Source organism: Erwinia tasmaniensis Et1/99, assembly GCF_000026185.1.
GTDB lineage: Bacteria > Pseudomonadota > Gammaproteobacteria > Enterobacterales > Enterobacteriaceae > Erwinia > Erwinia tasmaniensis.
The window spans coordinates 1,977,578-1,998,774 of the sequence record NC_010694.1; the positions used below are offsets into that span (position 1 = coordinate 1,977,578).

The window sequence follows — 21,197 nt, forward strand, 5'->3', positions numbered from 1 at the left end:
TATAAAAAAACCGCTGCCCCTTCAGGGGTACAGCGGTTTTTTCACTGGCGAAATTATCAGGATTCGGCAAAATCGCTCAACGCCTGCCCTTCCATTCGGTAGCGTACCCACTCATCCTGCGCGCTGGCACCAAGACTTTTATAGAAGTCGATGGCCGGTTGATTCCAGTCAAGCACGCTCCACTCCAGGCGACCACAGTTGCGGGATACCGCCAGCTGGGCAATATGGCGCAGCAGCTGCTTACCGGCTTTTTGGCCACGAAAACGCGGTGAAACGTAGAGATCTTCCAGGTAAATCCCGTTTTTACCCAGCCAGGTCGAATAGCTGGTGAAGAACACAGCATAACCCGCCGTCTCTCCGTCCACTTCACAGATAAGCGCTTCCGTAACGGAGTCGGCGGCAAACAGCGAATTTTCTATATCCTGCTGGCTGGCAACCACTTCATGCAATGCCTTCTCATACTCGGCCAGTTCGGCGATCATCGCGAGGATCGTTTTTGCATCCTCGCGTACGGCACGGCGGATAACGATAGTCATGGATTTTCCTTTTCCTTACTGATGTTGGTCGCCAGCTTAACAGTTAATGTGCACTGAATGAAGTCCACCGCCCTTTGCTGCCAGTGAGTTTATGCACCGTGGATTGACACGTATCAGCAGGCCGATCGCTCCGCTTGTTGCAGGCGACTGCGTGCCTGCGTATAGCGGTTAGGGCGTACCGGGATCTCCAGACGTTCTCGCAACGTGCTTCTGTCGTCCTGATACCAATAACCCCGCGCTTCCAGGATTGGCAACACCAAACGGGTGATATCCTCAAGGGCTTCGTTCAGCACCGGGCCACAGAGAATAAATCCGCTGGCCGCCCCCTGCTCCACCCAGCGGATCAGCGTTTCCGCCACCTGCTGCGGCGTGCCAAAAAAATCGCCTTTTGGCAGCGCGGTTCTGTATGCCGCTTCACGCAACGTCAGATTTTCCTCGGTGGCCTGGCGTTTAACCTGATCGGTAGTCGAACGGAAGCTGTTCTGCCCCAATTCCCCCAGGTCAGGGAACGGGCCATCCGGGTCATACTGACTGAAGTCGTGGTGATCGAAAAAGCGGCCCAAATAGTCAAGCGCCTGCTCAAGCGACAGCAATGACAGCAGATACTGATATTTCTCTTCGGCTTCAGCCAGCGTTGCGCCAATAATCGGGTTGATGCCGGGGAAAATACCGGGCGGTTGACGCCCGGCCATCTGTGCCTCCTGTTGAAGGCGCGTGGCATAGTGCTGCGCCTCTTCCAGCGTTCTGGCATTGGTGAATACCGCATCCGCCGAGGCTGCCGCCAGCCTGATGCCGGACTCCGAGGCCCCTGCCTGGAATATCACCGGCTGTCCCTGCGCGGAGCGCTGAATATTCAGCGGGCCTTCCACGGTAAAATGCTCGCCCTGGTGATTCAGCTTGTGCAGCTTATTCGCATCAAAAAAAACGCCGCTTTGCCTGTCGCGAATAAATGCGTCTTCTTCCCATGAATCCCACAACCCCTGCACCACTTCGATATATTCACCGGCGATCTGGTAGCGCTGCCCGTGTTCAGGATGCTCCCTGCCAAAGTTTCGCGCCGAGCCTGCAAGCGGCGAGGTCACCACGTTCCAGCCTGCACGGCCATTACTCAACAGGTCGAGTGAAGCGAGCTGACGCGCCACGGTAAACGGGTCGCTGTAAGAGGTGGAGATGGTTCCTGCCAGGCCAATACGCTGCGTGACCGCCGTCAGGGAGGAAAGCAGTGCCAGCGGCTCAAAGCGATTGAGAAAATGCGGCAGCGATTTTTCATTAATGTGCAGCCCGTCAGCAACGAACAGAAAATCGAGCCCGGCCTCTTCCGCCTGACGTGCCAACTGTCGATACCAGCTGACGTTAACGCTGGCATCGACAGGCACGCGATGGTGACGCCAGGCGTTCATAAATCCACCTGCGCCCTGTAACATCAGGCCGAGCTTGATCCGGCGTGGGGTTTGCTTCATGGGGGATAACTCCGTACTGAGAGAACAGAACGTCAGACTTCCATAAAATCAGCGCGGAATTAAATATTAAAATCCCCTTTATAATGCCGTTTTATCGCTAACAAAGGAGGTATCGCCAGGCGTAATAGTTGTGCTACGAAAGAGTTTTGCACGCTGCGTCTGCGGCGTATGATAGAGCGTCTTGTTGATACCCTCATTTATTTCCGGATCTGCCGCTATGATCGTTCGCCCACTACAGCACTGGTTTCCACGACTGTTTTCATGGCACGGAGCCGTGCTGTCGAAAATTCTGTTTCGCCTGAGCCTCAATCTGATGATGTCGATTTTTGCCGTGATTTGTTTTCAGTGGTATGAAACCCTGGGGATCCGGCTGACTACCGCGCCATTCAGCCTGCTGGGCGTTGCGATTGCTATCTTTCTCGGATTCCGCAATAGCGCCAGCTATGCGCGCTTCGTTGAGGCCCGTACCCTGTGGGGATCGCTGCTGATTGCCCAGCGTTCACTATTGCGCCAGGCCAAAGGCGTGCTGCGCAACGATCCGTTGGAGGTAAGCCGATTCTGTGCTCTGCTGATGGCGTTCAGCTGGAGCTTAAAACATCAGCTGCGTGCTACCGATGATAGTGAGGATGTGCAGCGCCTGGTGCCGGAGCAGTATCGCGCGCAGGTGCTCGCCAGTCCTTTTCGCGCTAACCGCCTGCTGCTGTGCCTGGGCAGCTGGCTGGCGGATCGCCGTGAAGAAGGAACCATTAGCGACCTGCTGTATAACGCCATGGACAGTAACCTGAATGAGATGGCGCATATTCTTGGCGGCTGCGAACGTATCAGCTCCACGCCGATCCCGTTTGCCTATTCGCTGATCCTGCATCGCACCGTCTATTTGTTCTGCACGCTGCTGCCTTTTGCGCTGGTGTCCGACCTGCACGCGATGACGCCGCTGGTATCGGTCTTTATTTCTTATACTTTTCTGTCGCTGGAGTCACTGGCGGAGGAGCTGGAGGAGCCGTTTGGCACCGCGGCCAACGACCTGCCGTTAAACGCACTCTGTACGGCAACGGAGCGGCTTCTTAAAGAAATGGACGATCGCCTGCCGTTGCCTGCCGTGGCAAAGCCGGATGGCCGCTATAATTTGATATAGTTTGCCCGGTAACAGGAGGTGTTTAACCCGGTCTGTAGACATTCTCTGGACCCGTTTGAACAAGCTTTTACCACGGGTGAATCAAGAAATAAAAAAAAGGGCAGCCGCCGGCTGCCCCTGGTCCATCCGGCTGAAAATTACATCTGCACCAGATTTTTGATTTTGACGTCCGGATTGACGTCCGCATCATAGTCCACACCTTCCAGGCCGAAGCCAAACAGGTGCATAAACTCTTTTTTGTATCCAACAAAGTCAGTCAGCTGGTTCAGGTTCTCATTGGTGACGGTTGGCCACAATGCGGAGACTTCATCCTGAACTTCCGGCTGTAGCTCTTTGTAGTCTGCGCGCAGACGACCGGTTTCGTCGACAATCGGCGCGGCGTTATACAGGCTGTCTTTAAACAGACCGTATACCTGCTCGATGCAGCCTTCATGAGTGCCTTTCTCTTTCATCACCTTGAATAACAGGGAAAGATAGAGTGGCATCACTGGGATCGCCGAGCTTGCCTGTGTCACGACCGCTTTCAGCACGGAAACACGGGCGTCGCCGTTGCCGTGGGCCGCCAGGGTGTCGCGGATGGTCAGTACGCGCTTATCAAGATCCTTCTTCGCTTCACCGATTGAACCGTTCCAGTAAATATCGTGCGTGATTTTCTCACCCAGATAGGTAAAGGCCGTGGTTTTGGCCCCTTCCGCCAGCACGCCGGCTTCCAGCAGTGCGTCAATCCACATCTGCCAGTCTTCACCGCCCATCACCGCTACGGTGCCCTCGATCTCTTCCGCAGAGGCGGGTTCCAGCGAGACGTCGGTAATGGTTTCTTTATCGGTGTTCAAACCCCGGGTCGTCAACGGCTTGCCGATCGGTTTCAGGGTAGAGTTGAAGACTTCGCCGGTTTTCGGATGGGTGCGGCGCGGTGCGGCAAGGCTGTAGACCACCAGGTCAACCTGCCCCAGGTCCTGCCTGATCGTTTCAATCGTTTTCTGCTTAACGGCATCTGAATACGCATCGCCGTTGATGCTGTTCGCATACAGCCCTTTGGCCGTTGCCAGTTCTTCAAACGCAGCAGAATTGTACCAGCCGGCCGTCGCCGGTTTGTTCTCTTCGCCAGCACGTTCGAAGAAAACGCCCAGCGTGTCCGCATTGCAACCAAATGCGGCAGAGATACGGGCAGCCAGTCCGTACCCCGTAGAGGCGCCAATCACCAGCACTTTTTTCGGGCCGGAGGTAATCGCGCCCTGAGCGGTGACGTATTCGATCTGTTTTTCTACGTTAGCTTTACAACCCGCCGGATGGGCAGTAACACAGATGAAGCCACGGATGCGTGGTTTAATAATCATGTCGACCTCAATTATGAAACTTTTTTCATGAACTTACTGATTAAATACGGCCGCTAGAATACCGCTTATGCCGGTTCAGGCAAAGTGCGGAAACGCGCTTATCGCTTCCCAGTGGGTTTTTTCGTCATTTGGCCCCGGCGGTAGGGGGATTCCCCCCCAGCTGCACGACCTGTCAAAAGTATGATCGGATTCAAACTTCAGGAAATTTTCAAGGGAAAAAATTCATTCATTTTTACTACATAACTACCGCTCAAATTCTCTATTTTTGGCAGGCGATCGTCCTAAAGCCAAATAACTATGCAGTTTTCAACATGGTAACACCCTAAAAACAATAAATATTCACAATCATTTAAAGATCTGGAAACCTTTTTTTAATGCTAGATTGCCCGACACTCAGTGAGATGCACTGAGACATCCACGGTAATCCAGTATTTATCACAAAGCGCTACCCGTCAGGCCCGCACTTGCCAACGGAGAGGCGCTAACAGAAAAGGTTTGTAATGGAAAAGCTTTCTTACGTTTCTGATGGCAGTAAAACGGCCTGGTCAACCTATCTGCAACAGATCGATCGCGTTGCCCCTTATCTTGGAGAACTGTCGCGCTGGGTGGACACCCTGCGTCATCCAAAACGTGCGCTCATTGTGGATATCCCGCTACAGATGGATGACGGCACCATCCGTCATTTTGAAGGCTTCCGCGTGCAGCACAATCTTTCCAGGGGTCCTGGCAAAGGCGGCGTGCGCTACCATCCCAATGTTGACCTCAATGAAGTCATGGCGCTTTCTGCCTGGATGACGATCAAATGTGCGGCCGTCAATTTACCTTACGGCGGCGCCAAAGGGGGCATCCGGGTCGATCCTTTTCGTCTGTCCGAAGGCGAGCTTGAGCGCCTGACGCGTCGCTATACCAGCGAAATTGGCCTGATCATCGGCCCGCAAAAAGATATTCCCGCACCGGATGTCGGCACCAACGCCAAAGTCATGGCCTGGATGATGGACACCTATTCAATGAATCAGGGAACGACTATTACCGGCGTGGTCACCGGTAAGCCAATACACCTCGGCGGTTCTTTGGGACGTGAGAAAGCCACCGGGCGCGGTGTGTTCATCACCGGCCGTGAAGTGGCACAGCGTAGTGGAATTGAAATTGAAGGCGCGAACGTCGCGGTACAGGGGTTTGGTAACGTGGGTAGCGAGGCGGCTCGCCTGTTTCGTGCAGCGGGCGCACGGGTGATCGCCATTCAGGACCACAGCGCCACGCTGTTTAATGCAAACGGTATCGATCTGGTCGCATTAGGGGAATGGCAAAGCGCCAATAAGAAGATTGCCGGTTTCAGCGGTGCGCAGGAAATTGATGACGAAGCGTTCTGGGATGTAAAAATGGACATCCTGATCCCTGCGGCGCTTGAAGGTCAGATTACTCCCCAGCGAGCAGAAAAACTGCACTGCCGCCTGGTGCTGGAGGGAGCTAACGGCCCAACCTTCCCACAGGCTGACGATGTTCTGACCTCACGCGGCGTTACGGTAGTACCCGACGTTATCTGTAACGCGGGCGGTGTTACCGTCAGTTACTTCGAATGGGTGCAGGATATGGCCAGCTTCTTCTGGAGCGAAGCGGAAATTAACGAGCGCATGGATAAAATCATGACGGAGGCGATGGTTCACGTGTGGGACAAAGCGCGTGAAAAAGAGTGTAGTCTGCGCACTGCTGCCTATATTGTGGCCTGTGAACGCATTCTGATGGCTCGCAAAGATCGCGGGATCTATCCAGGTTGATAGATTGATATTGACCGGGGCGGTCTGGCCCGCCCCGGTCCGTAGGTCCACTGCCTGTGAATTAATAAAATTTAACAGGAGTAACAGACCCGTTCACCGTGACAGCCGCGTTATTCTTCTTCTTTCAACGCCTGGGCCTGCTGATAATGCTGTTTGAAAGCGGCATTTTTTTCCACCAGGGCCAGAGCGGCTTCAATCAGCTCGTTTTGCACCAGGGTCGTTCCGCCGCCACTTGTCTTCCAGTGGATATACAGAACGCAAAGCGCGGCGACCTGTAGCTGCTCACCTTCCTGTTGCGTGCCATCAAACTGATACTCTGCCGCTGACCAGTGATAGATTGCCGCAACGAACGGCATATCCCCGCTCTCGTCAAGCTCCGGGAGGGTGGAAAATAGCGCCTGCATTTCCGGGGTGGCAACATAGTTCTGGCGACCGATGGCGTCTAGTTGCCGTCCGTGGGCGCGGGCCTTATTCACCTGTTTCGCCTTCGCCTTGGCGCGTTTATGACGTTTATCCTGTTTGCTGCTCACACCGTTTCTCTGTCAGTTGAAAATTCGGCTGGCAGCATACCATAAATTGCTATCCTTTCCCGAGCATCAACGACAGCAGGCCGGCAGCGATCAGCGGCCCGACAGGTACCCCCCTGAACAGAGAGACGCCGATAATCGTGCCGATCAGCAGGCCGCCTACCACCGTTGGCTGAGTGCTCATCAGCGTTACCCCTCGTCCCCCCAGCCACGAGACAAAAATCCCTATGGCAATCGCCGTCAATGATTTCCAGTGTAAAAAGGAGTGCATCAGAGTGGAGGACGGTATCGTGCCGCTGGCAATCGGTGCCATAACACCAATCGTCAGAATAATGATCCCTACCGTCATGCCCTGCTTTTCAATCCATGGAAAGGTCTGTTGCAACGGCGTCATACGGATAACGATCAGTACCAAAAGTGCAATAGTGACCGTAATGTTGTGGCTAAAATAACTTAAAGCGGCAAGAAACAGCATGATGGCTAGCGTCAGATCGAACATTTTTTCTTCCTGATATAACAGATTGAGTGCATCGCGTGATATCAGCATAATCACTTTTGCCAGATAATCTGTTTTTTATCTACGGCTTACTCGTTATTTTAACGCAGTGCGTCAATCGCAGCCTGTAGGCTCACCTCCGGGCCGCTCAAAACGGCCAGCGTACTGTGGATCCATTTTTCCGCTCCGCTCATCGAGGCCTGCGCCAGAACGATGCAACCCAGCGGGCTGTCTGGCCGCTGCTGGATATAGTGCGCTATTTCCCGGTGATAACCTTCAATATCCCCTTGGTTAAACCACGCCCATGCCCGTGGGATCAGCTCAACGTACAGCCGGTCGCCGGGAATAAAGGCGTTGAATAGACGGGTAGTGGATTCAAGCGTTGACTGAGCGGTACAGAGTACAAGGATGGTGCCGTGGTAGCGCGACGCAAATTTTGCCAGCGTGGCATCGATGCGCAGTACCGGTTTGCTGAATTGCGCTTCCCAAACGGCAACGCCCAATGTACTACAGGTGACGATCACGGCATCCGCCTGCTGGCACAGCACCTCTATCACCTTGCGCGTGGCGGAGATAACGGGCGCACTCATCGCCCGATCCCCCTGCGTTTGTGCGAAAAGCGCGTCTTCAACGCGATGCAGCAGCTGAATATCATCCTCATCGAGTGCGCTCAGTGCCTGCTCAAAAACCTCGATATTACTTTGGGCTGCGTGCAGGCAGGCAATAACGGCCATAATGAAAACTCCTGAAGGATAAAGTTTAACTGTGGCAAAAAGCGCCGTAAATGCCAGTCGTTTTACACGAAAGAGAACGAACGTTTCAGGTGTGACGCACCAAAAAGGTGCCAGGCCCCATGTTGGCGCATATTTTTGCGTAACTTTTGTTTCACTCATCGTCTGAAACTGCTGCCGGCGGCGTTTCGGGCCGGTTTCGTTCGTGGTATGAAAATTGCTTATTTAACCTTATGACGCATGGAGGAGAAACAAATGAAAGCGATTATTATCGGCGGCGGTATCGGCGGAATGTGCACGGCGATTGCTCTGCGTCGTTGCGGGATTGAGAGCGAAGTGTACGAGGCGGTTAAGGAGATTAAGCCGGTCGGAGCCGCGATATCCATTTGGCCAAACGGGGTTAAATGCCTTAACTATTTGGGCATGAAAGAGGATCTGCGCGCGATAGGCGGGCCAATGGACTTTATGGCTTACAAGGATTTTCGCAGCGCGGATACCCTGACGCAGTTCAGCCTTGCCCCCCTGGTTCAGCATTCCGGTGAGCGCCCCTATCCGGTGGTCAGGGCCGAACTACAGGCGATGCTGCTGGATAACTTTGGTCGCGATCGGGTGCAGTTTGGCAAAAGGCTGGTTAACATTGAGCAGAAAAGTGACAGCGTCACGGCGTTTTTTGAGGATGGCAGCGAGGCGCATGGCGACCTGCTTATCGCCTGCGACGGCACGCACTCGGTGGTGCGTAAGTCGGTGCTGGGCTATTGTACCGAGCGCCGCTACGCCGGCTACGTTAACTGGAACGGGCTGGTAGAGATCGACCCGTCGCTGGCTCCCGCTAATCAGTGGACCACTTTCGTCGGCGAAGGCAAGCGCGTGTCGCTGATGCCGGTAGCCGGAAATCGTTTCTATTTCTTTTTTGATGTCCCGCTGCCAAAAGGGCTGGCGGAAGATCGCACTTCGCTACGCGCCGATCTAACCCGTTACTTTGCTGGCTGGGCCTCCCCGGTGCAACAGCTGATTGCCCGGCTCGATCCAGAAACCACGAACCGTGTCGAAATCCATGACATTGAGCCGTTTTCACCACTGGTGAAAGGCCGCGTGGCGCTGCTGGGCGATGCGGCACACAGCACCACGCCGGATATTGGTCAGGGCGGCTGCGCGGCGATGGAGGACGCGGTCGTGCTGGCGATGACGTTACAAAGCAACTCGCTGGGCATTGAGGATGCGCTGCTACGTTATCAAAATAAACGTGCCGAACGGGTAAAAGACCTGGTGCTGAAAGCACGGAAACGCTGCGATGTTACCCACGCAAAAGATGCGGCAACGACTGCCGAATGGTACGCGGGGCTGAAGCAAGAGAGCGGCGAGCGCATCATCGGCGGGATGTGTGAGACGATCCGGGGCGGCCCGCTGGGTTGAGTCTCATCGGTCAGGATATCAGCCCCTTAACAGGGGCTGTCAGTTAACCTGTTATTGCAGCCCTCGGTCAGACAGCATCGGGGCAATTTCCGCATCGCGACCACGCCAGTCGCGGTAGAGCTGCTTAAGATCTTCGCTATTACCGCGCGATAACACGTTGTCACGGAAACGCTGACCGTTTTCTCGCGTCAGGCCGCCATGTTCATCAAACCAGGCAAAACCGTCATCCGCCAGCATTTGTGTCCAGAGATAGGCGTAATAGCCAGCGGCATAGCCGTTACCCCATATATGCTGGAAATAGCTGGAGCGATAGCGCGGTGGAACCGCGGGCAGATTAATCTTCTCCTGGGCTAACGCTTCCTGCTCGAAACTGTCGACCTGCGGTGAGGGCTGCCCGGTCTTAAGGGCGTGCCAGTGCTGGTCGAGCAGTGCGGCTGCCAGCAGTTCGCTCATATCATAGCCTTTGTTAAATTTGTTGGCGCGCAGCATCTTATCACGCAATGCGGCCGGCATTGGTTCGCCACTCTGGTAGTGCCGGGCAAAGTGGCCGAACACCTGTGGATGACTGGCCCAGTGCTCGTTGAACTGGGATGGGAATTCAACAAAGTCGCGCGGGGTTGCCGTACCGGACAGGCTCGGATAGCGCTGGTCGGCGAACATACCGTGCAGGGCGTGACCGAACTCGTGGAACAGGGTGATGACATCATCCCACGACAGCAATGCCGGCTGGCCGGGCGCAGGTTTGCTGAAGTTGGCCACGTTATAAATAACCGGCCTGCTGCCCAGCAGCGTTGACTGGTCAACGAAGTTCCCCATCCATGCCCCACCGCCTTTATTATCGCGCTTGAACCAGTCAGCGTAGAACAGCGCCAGCGGCGTTCCGTCTTTGTCAAAGACTTCATAGACCTTGACGTCCGGCTGATAAACCGGCAGATCGGGGCGTAGTTTAAAGGTGATACCGTACAGCTGCGTGGCGGCATAAAATACGCCGTTTTCCAGCACGTTGTTCAGCTCAAAGTAAGGCCTGATCTCGGATTCGTCGAGATCGTACTGGGCGCGCCTGACCTGTTCGGCATAAAACTGCCAGTCCCACGGGGCCAGAGTAAACCCGCCCTGCTGCCGATCGATTACCGCCTGAATATCTGCCGCCTCGCGGCGCGCGCGCGCGGTCGCGGCCGGCACGATTTGCCGCATAAAGTCCAGGGCGGCCTGCGGGGTTTTCGCCATCTGATCCTGAAGTTTCCACGCCGCATAGCTGTCGAAACCCAGAAGTTTTGCCTGCTGCGCGCGTACCTGGGCCAGGCGTATTATCACTTCGCGCGTGTCGTTGGCATCGGCTTTTTCTGCCCGCGTCCAGCTGGCGTCAAACAGCGTCTTGCGTGCCTCACGATCGCTTAATTTCTGTAGCTCGGGCTGTTGAGTGGTGTTCTGCAACATCAGCAGCCACTGGTTTTTCTGACCACGGGCCTCGGCGGCATCGGCGGCGGCGGCCCGTTCATCCTGACTTAGCCCGGCCAGCTGCTGTGAGTCATTGAATCGCGCGCCTCCTGACTTCGTGGCTGCCAGCAGGCGGCTGCTAAAACGGGTGCTGAGAATGGCCGATTCTTGGTTAAGGGCTTTGAGCCGCGCCTTATCTGCGTCATTAAGACGCGCTCCGGCCAGTTCGAACGACTGCCATGTGACCTCTACCAGCCGCAGCGACTCCGCATCCAGCTGCAAATGAAGGCGTTGCTGATAAACGTCATCCAGCCGGGCGAAGAGTTTGGCGTTCAGCATGATATCGTCGCCCAACGCCGCCATCGCGGGGGACATCTCCTCATCCAGCGCCTGGAGCTCGTCGTTAGTATTACCTGAGGTCATCGCGCTGAATACGTTGTATACACGCCGTAGCCTTTCCCCGCTCTGCTCAAGCGCCCGGTAGGTGTTCGCAAAGTCAGGGGGCGCGGGGTTATTGGCGATACGTTCAACTTCAGCGCGCTTTTCGGCTATGGCGGCGACCAGTGCAGGTCGGTAATCGGCGGTTTTGATCCTGTCGAATGGCGGAGCCTGAAATGGCAGTGAGCTGGCATGACTGAACGGATTACTCTGTTGCGACGACATCTGGCGACTCTCCTCCTGCTGTGATCCTGCCGCCTGTGCACTGGCGGTAAAGGCAATACTGATGGCCCAGACCAACGGTTTCATCCTCATTCCCCTGCTCTCCTTTAGATTTGCGACTGAGATTTCAGCATAGGCGCTCTACGGTGCAAAATCATTTCCGGTGAGGATAAACGGCAATGATTTTGTCCGAAACGGCTTCAGCATCCGGGCCATTCTTCTGCCTGCCCAACGGAGTGTTTATGTTCCTCCAGCTGCGCGCGCTGCCAAACGCAGCGACCCTTTATCCAGGTTGCTGCGATGTTGCGATCGTCGCCCAGCGTCATCAGAAGAAAGAGCTTTTCCCAGATATCACGACTGTTGGCGTGGCGCATCTTCTGTAGAGCCGATACCGCCGGATTAAGCACCACGAAATCGGCCTCTTTGCCGCGGGCAAAGTTGCCGATATAACGATCGAGATCCAACGCCTGCGCCCCACCGAGCGTGGCGTGGTAAAAAGCCTCGCAGGCGGATAGCCTGTACCCGCGCAGCTGGCCCACTTTGTAAGCCTCACCCATCGTTTGCAGCATGCTGAAGCTGGTGCCTGCACCCACGTCTGTACCTATCCCACGCTTTACGTCCTGGTGCCAGCAACGTTGAAGATCAAAGAGGCCGCTGCCGAGAAACAGGTTCGAGGTCGGGCAGAAGGCTATCGCCGAGTCGGTATCATGCAGGCATTGCCATTCCCGACCCTCCATATGCAGGCAGTGAGCAAACACGCTGCGTTTGCCGGTGAGCTGATAATGATCGTACACCGCCAGGTAGCCGTCGTGCTCTGGGAAGAGTTCCTTCACCCAGGCGACCTCCTGCTGGTTCTCACTCAGATGGGTATGTAACCAGATATCGGGAAACTCACCGCGTAGCTGCTGCACTTTTTCCAGCAGCTGCGGTGAAGACGTGGGGGCAAAACGCGGCGTCAGCGCATAGCCAAGACGGCCTTTATTATGCCAGCGGGCTATCAGTTCCCGCGTCTGACGATCGCTCTCTTCGGGGGTTTCCGTCAGGTCATCCGGCGCATTACGATCCATCATCACTTTACCGGCAATCAGCCGCATATCCAGTTTTGACGCCGCAGCGAACAGCGCATCAACCGACTGCGGGTGAACGGTGCCAAAAATCAGCGCGCTGGTGGTACCGTTACTGAGCAGCTGTTCGAGGAAGAACGCCGACATTTTAGCCGCGTGTTGCGCGCAGTGGTACTGGCTTTCAACCGGAAAGGTATAACGATTGAGCCATTCGAGAAGCTGCTCGCCAAAGGCTCCGATCATTTCAGTTTGTGGATAATGAATATGAGTATCCACAAAGCCCGGAACGATTAAGTGACCGCGATAGTCCAGCACGCGTTCGCCCGGCCGTAGCAAATGTTTGCCCTGCTCCCATTCGGTTAATGACGCGATATGGCCGCTGTCCAACAACATCAGCCCGTCTTCCAGATAGCGCGCGGCTTCGGGCAGCTGCTGTGGGGTGTCAACGGTTCGGGTGATATCAAAGAAACTGGCACGAATGGCACGCGTCTCGTTCACTGTCATAATTTTTCCTTAATAGTGCGGCATACGGGAGCATCGGCCGATAGCTAAATTTGTGCAATTGTTATGCCAGCGCACGTGTAGTCTGTTAATACTTAGATTACAGCTAGTTAGGGTTCATTAAAGTCGGCATGTACGCAATCGGTTGCCAAGTCAGCAGGCGGGGGGTTTCCGGCGGAAATAATCGATGAGCTGACCCCGTCAAAGCCCCGATCTCACCCGCTCGCGCACTCTGCTCAAGCAATGAAGATAAAGGTCGCACGTTATAGGTGCAGCTTTTTGTCTTACAATGATGATAATTCGCTTGTTGGCGGACAACATTCAGGTGTTAAGGTGACATCCATTCAATATGTATAGAGGAACAGTGAAATGATCGTATTTGTGACCGGTGCTACAGCCGGATTTGGTCAGAGCATTACCCGCCGCTTTGTCGCTAATGGCCATCAGGTTATTGCCACCGGCCGTCGTCAGGAGAGGCTGGATGCCTTAAAAGAAGAGCTGGGTGACAGCGTTTACACTCTGGTGCTGGATGTACGTGACCGCAGCGGAATTGAATCAGCCTTGTCCAGCCTGCCGCAAGCGTGGCGCAGTATTGACATTCTGGTCAATAACGCCGGACTGGCTCTGGGTATTGAACCTGCACAAAACGCCAGCGTGCAGGACTGGGAAGATATGATCGACACCAATAATAAGGGCCTGGTGTACATGACACGCGCCATTCTACCGGGAATGGTTGAACGCAACGTCGGGCATATTATCAATATTGGCTCCATCGCCGGCAGCTGGCCTTATCCGGGCGGCAATGTCTACGGTGCCACCAAAGCGTTTGTGCGGCAATTCAGCTTTAACCTGCGAACCGATCTGCATGGCACCGCGCTGCGCGTTACCGATATTGAGCCGGGGCTGGTGGGCGGCACCGAGTTCTCTAATGTGCGTTTCAAAGGCGACGATGCGCGCGCTGACAATGTCTATCAGGGCGTCGAGCCATTAACGGCAGAAGATGTTACGGAATCCGTTTGGTGGGTGGCAAACCTGCCTAAACACGTCAATATCAACGCGTTGGAGATGATGCCGGTCGGGCAGAGTCAGGCAGGGCTTCGCGTCCATAAAGCGTAGTCCGTGCAGGATCCCTCTGGCACTTTCCGCTATCAGGGGCCCTCTGCAAGATGCAAATCTCGCTTTAACTTAAACGACAGGGCCGGCTGACTGGTGAGCGCTTTGCAGCTGGTGATATAATGGCCGATGTGATACGTGCAGTCATAATGACTGGCAGCCTAAAGAAAGGAACCCATAATGAAGACAATGCAACAACGTCTGGCTCAGGCCACGCTACCGCTGGTCGTGCTGGCCGCACTTTTTACCGCTACTCACAGCGCGCATGCACAAACCGATCGCCTGATCATTGAAAATGGTGATAGCGCGCTGACCAAAGAGCAGGCGCGCGAGCAAAAAGAACAGTGGGACGCGACCCACCGCCTGCGTGGTAAAGTGAATAATCGTGTTGAAAAAGAGTTCGATAAGGCTGACCGCGCCTATGATAATCAGGACAACTGCGAACAGAGCCTGAACGTTAACGCCTATTGGGAACCCAATACCCTGCGTTGTCTCGATCGCCGTACGGGTCGCCCGGTCACGCCATAATTGATTTACTGCTAGAGTATTAGCTCAGATTTACCGCAAAAGGATAGGATGATGAAACGTTTCAAATTGACTTTATTGGCGCTTACTCTCGCCGCCCCGCTGGCAGCGACGGCATCCTGCGAGTCAGTAAAAGCTGATATTAACCAGAAAATTATCAACAATGGCGTTTCTGCGTCCGGGTTTAGCCTGGAAATCGTGCCTAATGATCAGCTCGACCAGGCGGGAGGCCAGGTCGTCGGTCATTGCGAAAGTGATACGCACAAAATCGTTTATAAAAAGACCGGTAGTGCGGGTGAAAGCAATGCGTCTGCCAGCACCGGAACGTCGCAGGATAGCTCACAATAGTGACGTGTTAAGGTGGCCCGGCTTCGGGCCGCCCTCTCTCCCTTCAATCCGGCCGTCGCGCTGGGATCAAACGCGAAACGACCAGGCTCATAAAGGCCATCAGCACCGATACCACAAATACCCAGTGCAGCGAATGCGCAATCTGATCAAGCATTATCTCCAGTCCTGCTGGTGCGATGTGTTGCCGCTCACTGTGAGACATCACCTGCTGTACCGGGTCCTGATACTGCGGAAGCCGCACCAACAGATTATAGTTAAGCACCGCCCCCATTATGGCGGTTCCTAATGCTGAACCCAGCATACGGCTGAACATTATCGACGCCGTACAAACGCCGCGAATGGCAAAGTCTGCCGTATTTTGCACGGCAATCAGGAAAGTGGTGCTGGTCATCCCCATTCCGGTGCCGATGACAAACGCAAAGACGCCGGCGTGCCAAATCGGGCTTTCACGTTGAAGCGTAAGAAGTAAACCGCTACCCGCGATAAGCAGCAGAGATCCGAGCAGCGCGGTGAAACGATATGACGTTCGCTGCATCAAACGGGCGCTCAGGGTGCTGGCCAGCGGCCAGCCAATTGACATCATTGCCAGCATGCTGCCCGCCTGCAACGGCGTTCCTCCATGTATTCCCTGAATCCAGGTAGGGAGAAAAGCGCTGATGCCCATCATTGCCGCCCCGATCAGCAGATTACCGGCATTCCCCGCCAGCAGCACCCGGCTGCGCCAGATACTCAACGGAAAAAGCGGCATAGCGGACCGCCGCTCGTGACGAACCAGCATAGCTCCCGCCAACAGTGCCAGTAGCAGCAATCCCCCGACTATCCATCCGGCAAGTGATTGTGCCTGCAATAGCGCAACCAGCAGTGCGCTGGCGCTCAGCATAAGCAAGCCGCTGCCCGTTAAATTAAGTCGATGCGCGCCGGTTGATTTTGACTCAGGAAAGTAGCGGCCTAGTAGCAGCATGGAGACCAGGCCAATGGGCACATTGACCCAGAAGATCAGCGCCCAGTTGAAATGCTGTACCAGCCAGGCGCCCGTCAACGGGCCGACGATCGCCGCTACGCCCCAGACGCTCGACAGCCAGCCCTGAATGGCCGCCCGCTCTTTTGGCGGGTAGACGTCGGCAATGATCGTTGAGGTCAGCGGCATAATTGCCCCCGCGCCCAAACCCTGAACCGCGCGGAAGAGTATTAACCCTCCCATCGTACCGGCAAATCCACACAGCACCGATCCGGTAAGAAACAGCCCGGTGCCGATAAAAAACACCCGCTTTCTGCCCCACAGATCCGCCAGTCTGCCATAGACAGGCACGCTGATGGCCTGGGTGAGTAAATAGATAGAGAATACCCAGCCAAACTGCGAAAACCCTCCCAATTCAGCAATGATAGTGGGCATGGCGGTAGCCACTATGGTGACCTCGATGGCAGCCATAAACATCGCCAACATTGAGGCGACCAATATCCAGTGACGATGCGTAACCTGATTTTTCATATTTTGCGACATCTTTTTTATTTCCAGCGATTTTCACGTCAGTGTGCATGATATTTTGTAGAGCAGTTTCCTATTTGTGCTAATGATACGAGTGACAATGTCACTTTTTAACTTGAGTATTTAACCGCCCTTTCACTGGGGAAAACGTCCAGCCAGTTTCTTTTGCAGGATGATAACAATTAACGGGAAGCCTGATGCAGTAACTGCACTTACCGCCAGCAGCGTGTTCAGGTGTTGCTGTATCATACCTTGAGTGGGTAACAGCAAAGCGGACACAAAAAATGCAATGGTTGTAATCATATACATCATTGATGTCTGCAATGAAGAAAATTCGGCCCGTTGCTTATCATCAGGGTAGTGAACCGCAACCGCTGATGATGAGACCAGACGACTGTAAGATGCAGCAAGAAATAAAATAATAAATAATGCCGAATGTTGATAGCCCAAAACCGCTATCAGCAAGCTCAGCAGAAGAACGAGGGTTGAACCTGTAGCCAGGATGGGAGCAGAGATACGGGAGATAAACACGCCTGTCATTTTAGTGGACAGGTAACCGGCGATACCTCCAGCGAAGAACAGCCACGGTAACAGGTTTTGTGATGCACCTAACCGTTGGGTCATTAAGGGCACCAGTATGGGAATAACAAGCATTGAGCTGAACTGCCCAAGCGCATTACTGGAAGCAAACAGCAACGTTTCTCTATTAAGGGACATTTTGCGCGGGGGGGGCAGAGCTTCTGAAGGACCTGAATCTTTGGGGATCGTGATGATAATCATGGGTAATGCCAGCAAACAAAGTGCGCTGATTAACCAAAGTGCGACATGCCAGCCATAATGTGTAGAAAAAAATAATACGGCAGGCATGCCGACAATGCTGACCATCGAAAATGCAGCAATCACCGTTGCCAGCATTTTGCCCCGCAGGTTAGCTGGCGTGTGATTTAACAATATACTGATGCCCACTCCCATTGTCGTGCCTCCAAGTACCCCCGCAAGGAATCGTAACGCAAGCAGAACAGCAAAACTTGTGGTTAGCGTTGTTAGTAATGTCAATATGCCTAACAGTGCCATATTGATAAGCAAAAAACGCTTCCGATCGCACCGTTGTATCCAATAAAAAGCGGCAATTCCCGAAATGACCGCGCCTGACGTATACATACCTGATACATAGCCAGAAAAGGACGCAGGAACGGCAAAATCTGCTGCCATATAGGCAAAAATGGGGTTGAACGCCATGTATTCCAGCGCATTCGCAAACTGAATAAAGGAGGTTACAACGGCTATGCGTATAAGGACTTTGTGATTAAACCTGTGCGGGATTGGTGGCATCGGAGGCAGCCTGTAGATGTAAGATATCCTTGAGTTTAACTACTATCAGAATTGAGAATAAGATGGTAAAAAGATATTCATATTTATCAAATATAGGATAATGAATGCGCCCAGCCCTTGACTTCGCTACCCTGAAAATTTTCGTCGCCGTAGTTGAAAGAGAAAGTTTTGTCGGCGCATCCAAAGCGCTTGAAATGCCGACATCAAACGTGAGCCGTTGTGTGTCTCAGTTAGAAAAAAAACTGAATCTTCAGCTTATTGAACGCAGCACCCGACACATGAAACTGACTCCGTCAGGCCAGCTGCTCTACACCAGGGCAAAGCCGTTACTGGAGATGCTGGAACAAACTGAAACTGAATTAACATTAAGGCAAATTCAGCTGAAAGGACCATTACGTATATGTATTCCCAATGAAATCGGACCTGCGCTTCTGAGTTCTGCTATTGCTGATTTTGCCTGCAAGTATCCGGATGTGGAGATCAGCTGCATTACAAACCTTGCGGGTTTAGAATCCCTGCGAGACGATCTGGATTTGGCGATCATTGTTACCCGCGGTCAGATGGATGACTGTGACTGCATAGCCCGTCATCTGGTGACTATCCCTTGCACCATTGTTGCAGCCCCCTCCGTTATTCAGCGCTATGGCACCCCTTCTCATATCCAGCAATTTGAAGATTTACCCTGTATTACAACGGTAAATGCATTGAAAGGCGCACCCTGGCAGTTTGTCAATATAAAGGGAGGATTCGAGAGCATTAAGGTGAAAGGGCACTATCGGGTAAACAGCGGAGAGATGGCAGGACGAGCTGCGGTATCAGGTGTCGGTTTTGCCATTCTGTCAAAACAAGCCTGCCAACCCTACATTAGCAATGGACGGTTAATCGAGGTTGAACTTCCACAGCAAGCGGCTCCATTGCAATTGTTTGCACTTTATTCAAACGGACGTTATTTGCCCGCCAGAACACGAACTTTTATTGATTTTATACACCAAAGCCTGGTGAACATCCCTCTCTGATGGGTATAGATGCCTGTTTCGGCACGACCAGGGGGTCATATCGCCACTGCGAACGATGACCTGCGCCTAATCCAGGCCGCATCTCTGTCGATGTCAACCAGTCAGCACTTTATGGTCTGAGGAAACCAAAGGTGACAGATCGAGGTAAGACGCCAGTTCGCGGGTTTCAGGGCGTGGCAAATAGGGTAACTCTCCCAGCAGCGGTGCCGGGAGTTTATCGCGCAATACTCCAATGATTTCTGCGTAGTGCGATAGCCCCGGGTTTATGCGGTTAGCAACCCAACCCAGTAGCGGTAATCCATCGTTGATCACCGCCTGTGCGGTAAGCAGCGCATGGCTGATGCAGCCCAGCTTAATCCCCACAACAAGCACCACCGGCAGTTGTTCCCGAACAGCCCACTCAGATAACGGCCGCAGATCGCTCATCAGGCTGCACCACCCTCCCGTGCCCTCAACAATGATATAATCTGCATGGTCATCGAGCGCTTTCAGCCCGGCACTCAACACATCATAACTGACTGGGGTTGGGCTGGTACTGATCTCATCATCCAACAGGGTCAGTGGGTTTATGGCTTGGTAGGGCAAAGCAACGGAAGAAGATGCCTGTAACACCAGCCCATCCTGATTACGCGCCCCTTCCGGGGTTTGCCTGCTGCCTTTTGCCACGGGCTTATACCCTACGCAGCGCTGGCCCTCTGCCGCCAGCTTCTGTAACAGCGCGCGCGACACTACCGTTTTCCCGACTTCCGTATCCGTTCCTGTGACAAATAATCGTATTGACATAGGGTCACTCCAGCATGCCCGACTCGGGCGTTAAGTATTAACGTTATTAAGTGAACGAAAAGTTTAGGACAGCCGTTGTCACGGGAGATTGCGTTAGCGCAATGTTTGGTAGGTTTATCAGCCTTGTAACAATTTGATTAATAGCGATCCGCTATACAGCGCTTCTTTCACCAGCGCGGCTGCGGACAGGGTGCCGGGCTGAACAAACTGAGTGGATTCTACGCGCAGCCCGGCCGTGTAGGCTGGCAGGGCCTGTTGACGAATGCGGGAAGCAATGGCGGGAAACAGGATCGCTCCTGCCCGGTTAAGCGGTGAACCAATCAGGATTTTCTGTGGATGCAAAAGATTAACCATTACGGCCAGTATTTTTCCCACGCTGCTGCCAACGTCATAAATAATCTCGCATGCCAGCGGGTCTCCGCCCAGCGCGGCATCGCACAAAGCGTCTATCGTCAGTGGCTGATGATGCAGAATGGAGTTCTTCGATACCGACAAACGCTGCGCGGCGAGTTCTAAGACGTTATCGATACCTGCCACCGTTTCCAGGCAGCCGTGATTACCGCAGTAGCAAAGTTTGCCATCGGCATCGACCTGTGAATGTCCCATCTCGACCAGAGTGGCTCTGCCCCCGTGCAGCAGCTGACCGGCAGTGATAACCCCAGCCCCCACGTTGTGGTGGATGCTCACCTGGATAACGTCGCTGGCTTCACGCGAAGCGCCGAATAATGATTCGGCCTTAGTCCAGGCGCAGATATCGTGCTGAATAATAACGGATAATCCGGTGCGCTTCTCCAGTTCGCCCCCAAGCGGCATATTCTCGACCTGATAGAATGGCATGCTGTGAACGATACCCGTTTGAGCGTTCATCGTTCCCGTTAGCGTGATGGCGATAGCGGTCAGTCGTTCAAGCTGATGCTGGTGCTGGATGAAGAAGCGGTCTATTTGCTGCAAAATACGCGCCAGCAGGGGTTTTTCAGCCACCGTCGGTAATGGGAACTGCTGTTCGGCTATCATCTTACTGCTCAGATCGCGCAGCGCGAGGGTTATGTCCCCATTGCCAATCCGCACGGCAAGATAGTGCCAGCCATGGCTGTCAAGCATCAGTCCAACAGCAGGACGCCCACGGCATCCGGCATCCAGGAATTCGGTTTCCTGCACTAAATGGGCCCCCAGCAGTTCACGCACAATTTTAGTAATACTGGCGGGGGCGAGGTGCGCCTTTTTAGACAGGTCAATGCGCGACACCGGGCCATATTGATCGATCAGGCGGTAAACAATCCCGGCGTTGATTTGCTTAATATGGTCAATGTGGCCAGGCAGGTTATCCGTAATCACAATTTCTCCTGGTTGTCGTCGTTTGTTTAAGGTGCTGATATCTGCCGACGACGGTGGCTCATATTTTTAATGTTAAATGAAGCCGCCTGTTTAGGGTGAAATACTTATCAATTGGCGTCAACGAGGTGACTGGAAAAGTGATCTAAGACACAAAACGCCAGTCAAACGGGATGCTTTTAACGATACC

The 21,197-nt window shown here is 53.8% G+C and carries 19 protein-coding genes; 7 read left to right on the forward strand and 12 right to left on the reverse strand.

From position 1 onward, the window contains the following. Nucleotides 1–56 precede the first annotated feature (56 nt). Both ETA_RS09815 and ETA_RS09820 read right to left on the reverse strand, forming a co-directional pair. Entirely contained in the window at nt 57–536 is a 480-nt protein-coding gene (locus tag ETA_RS09815) for a GNAT family N-acetyltransferase (protein ID WP_012441475.1), read from the reverse strand. A gap of 113 nt (nt 537–649) precedes the next feature. Then, nucleotides 650–1,996, reverse strand: coding sequence for an LLM class flavin-dependent oxidoreductase (locus ETA_RS09820; protein ID WP_012441476.1), 1,347 nt, complete (start codon nt 1,994–1,996; stop codon nt 650–652). 217 nt (nt 1,997–2,213) lie between these two features. Between ETA_RS09820 and ETA_RS09825 the strand changes: the two genes are divergently transcribed. Then, complete coding sequence (locus ETA_RS09825; protein WP_042958905.1) at nt 2,214–3,131, forward strand: bestrophin family protein; 918 nt, start codon at nt 2,214–2,216, stop codon at nt 3,129–3,131. A 137-nt stretch (nt 3,132–3,268) separates the two neighbouring features. Here ETA_RS09825 and fabV read toward each other — a convergent pair whose 3' ends face one another. Next, the gene (gene fabV, locus ETA_RS09830) at nt 3,269–4,468 is read right to left on the reverse strand and encodes an enoyl-ACP reductase FabV (protein ID WP_012441478.1); all 1,200 of its coding nucleotides are present in this window, start codon (nt 4,466–4,468) and stop codon (nt 3,269–3,271) included. Nucleotides 4,469–4,968: 500 nt separating this feature from the next. Between fabV and ETA_RS09835 the strand changes: the two genes are divergently transcribed. Continuing rightward, the gene (locus tag ETA_RS09835) at nt 4,969–6,243 is read left to right on the forward strand and encodes a Glu/Leu/Phe/Val family dehydrogenase (protein ID WP_012441479.1); all 1,275 of its coding nucleotides are present in this window, start codon (nt 4,969–4,971) and stop codon (nt 6,241–6,243) included. Between the two features lie 110 nt (nt 6,244–6,353). Here the strand turns inward: ETA_RS09835 and ETA_RS09840 are convergent, their stop codons facing one another. The 3 genes from ETA_RS09840 to ETA_RS09850 all read right to left on the reverse strand — a co-directional run bounded on the left by ETA_RS09840 (nt 6,354) and on the right by ETA_RS09850 (nt 8,000). Next, the gene (locus ETA_RS09840; protein WP_012441480.1) at nt 6,354–6,773 is read right to left on the reverse strand and encodes a hypothetical protein; all 420 of its coding nucleotides are present in this window, start codon (nt 6,771–6,773) and stop codon (nt 6,354–6,356) included. 49 nt (nt 6,774–6,822) lie between these two features. After that, nucleotides 6,823–7,269 (reverse strand): DUF441 domain-containing protein, encoded by a 447-nt coding sequence (locus tag ETA_RS09845; RefSeq protein ID WP_012441481.1) that lies wholly within the window; start codon nt 7,267–7,269, stop codon nt 6,823–6,825. 98 nt (nt 7,270–7,367) lie between these two features. Then, the gene (locus ETA_RS09850) at nt 7,368–8,000 is read right to left on the reverse strand and encodes an aspartate/glutamate racemase family protein (RefSeq protein ID WP_012441482.1); all 633 of its coding nucleotides are present in this window, start codon (nt 7,998–8,000) and stop codon (nt 7,368–7,370) included. 252 nt (nt 8,001–8,252) lie between these two features. Between ETA_RS09850 and hpxO the strand changes: the two genes are divergently transcribed. After that, entirely contained in the window at nt 8,253–9,410 is a 1,158-nt protein-coding gene (gene hpxO, locus ETA_RS09855) for an FAD-dependent urate hydroxylase HpxO (RefSeq protein WP_012441483.1), read from the forward strand. Nucleotides 9,411–9,461: 51 nt separating this feature from the next. Here hpxO and dcp read toward each other — a convergent pair whose 3' ends face one another. Together dcp and guaD are read right to left on the reverse strand one after the other, a co-directional pair. Then, the gene (gene dcp, locus ETA_RS09860; protein WP_042958906.1) at nt 9,462–11,600 is read right to left on the reverse strand and encodes a peptidyl-dipeptidase Dcp; all 2,139 of its coding nucleotides are present in this window, start codon (nt 11,598–11,600) and stop codon (nt 9,462–9,464) included. Between the two features lie 107 nt (nt 11,601–11,707). Next, entirely contained in the window at nt 11,708–13,075 is a 1,368-nt protein-coding gene (guaD, locus tag ETA_RS09865) for a guanine deaminase (protein ID WP_042958909.1), read from the reverse strand. Nucleotides 13,076–13,441: 366 nt separating this feature from the next. Between guaD and ydfG the strand changes: the two genes are divergently transcribed. The 3 genes from ydfG (at nt 13,442) to ETA_RS09880 (ending at nt 15,058) form a co-directional block, all read left to right on the forward strand. Then, nucleotides 13,442–14,188, forward strand: coding sequence for a bifunctional NADP-dependent 3-hydroxy acid dehydrogenase/3-hydroxypropionate dehydrogenase YdfG (gene ydfG / locus ETA_RS09870; RefSeq protein WP_012441486.1), 747 nt, complete (start codon nt 13,442–13,444; stop codon nt 14,186–14,188). A 177-nt stretch (nt 14,189–14,365) separates the two neighbouring features. Beyond that, a complete protein-coding gene (locus tag ETA_RS09875) occupies nt 14,366–14,713 on the forward strand; it encodes a DUF1283 family protein (RefSeq protein ID WP_012441487.1) in 348 nt (115 codons plus the stop codon). 48 nt (nt 14,714–14,761) lie between these two features. Beyond that, nucleotides 14,762–15,058: a DUF1161 domain-containing protein gene (locus ETA_RS09880; protein ID WP_012441488.1), complete on the forward strand. Its 297-nt coding sequence runs from the start codon at nt 14,762–14,764 to the stop codon at nt 15,056–15,058. A 43-nt stretch (nt 15,059–15,101) separates the two neighbouring features. On the opposite strand, the gene ETA_RS09885 is transcribed toward ETA_RS09880, so the two are convergent. Further along, entirely contained in the window at nt 15,102–16,559 is a 1,458-nt protein-coding gene (locus ETA_RS09885; RefSeq protein WP_012441489.1) for an MDR family MFS transporter, read from the reverse strand. A 120-nt stretch (nt 16,560–16,679) separates the two neighbouring features. Beyond that, on the reverse strand, nt 16,680–17,876 hold the full coding sequence (locus ETA_RS09890; protein ID WP_012441490.1) for an MFS transporter: 1,197 nt from the start codon (nt 17,874–17,876) through the stop codon (nt 16,680–16,682). A 104-nt stretch (nt 17,877–17,980) separates the two neighbouring features. Here ETA_RS09890 and ETA_RS09895 point away from each other — a divergent pair, with 104 nt between their 5' ends. Continuing rightward, nucleotides 17,981–18,892 (forward strand): LysR family transcriptional regulator, encoded by a 912-nt coding sequence (locus ETA_RS09895; RefSeq protein WP_012441491.1) that lies wholly within the window; start codon nt 17,981–17,983, stop codon nt 18,890–18,892. A 93-nt stretch (nt 18,893–18,985) separates the two neighbouring features. Here ETA_RS09895 and bioD read toward each other — a convergent pair whose 3' ends face one another. Beyond that, nucleotides 18,986–19,675: a dethiobiotin synthase gene (bioD, locus tag ETA_RS09900; RefSeq protein WP_012441492.1), complete on the reverse strand. Its 690-nt coding sequence runs from the start codon at nt 19,673–19,675 to the stop codon at nt 18,986–18,988. Between the two features lie 117 nt (nt 19,676–19,792). After that, nucleotides 19,793–21,010 carry a sugar metabolism global transcriptional regulator Mlc gene (gene mlc, locus ETA_RS09905; RefSeq protein ID WP_012441493.1) on the reverse strand — a complete coding sequence of 406 codons (1,218 nt, stop codon included), beginning with the start codon at nt 21,008–21,010 and terminating at the stop codon, nt 19,793–19,795. Between the last annotated feature and the right edge of the window lie 187 nt (nt 21,011–21,197).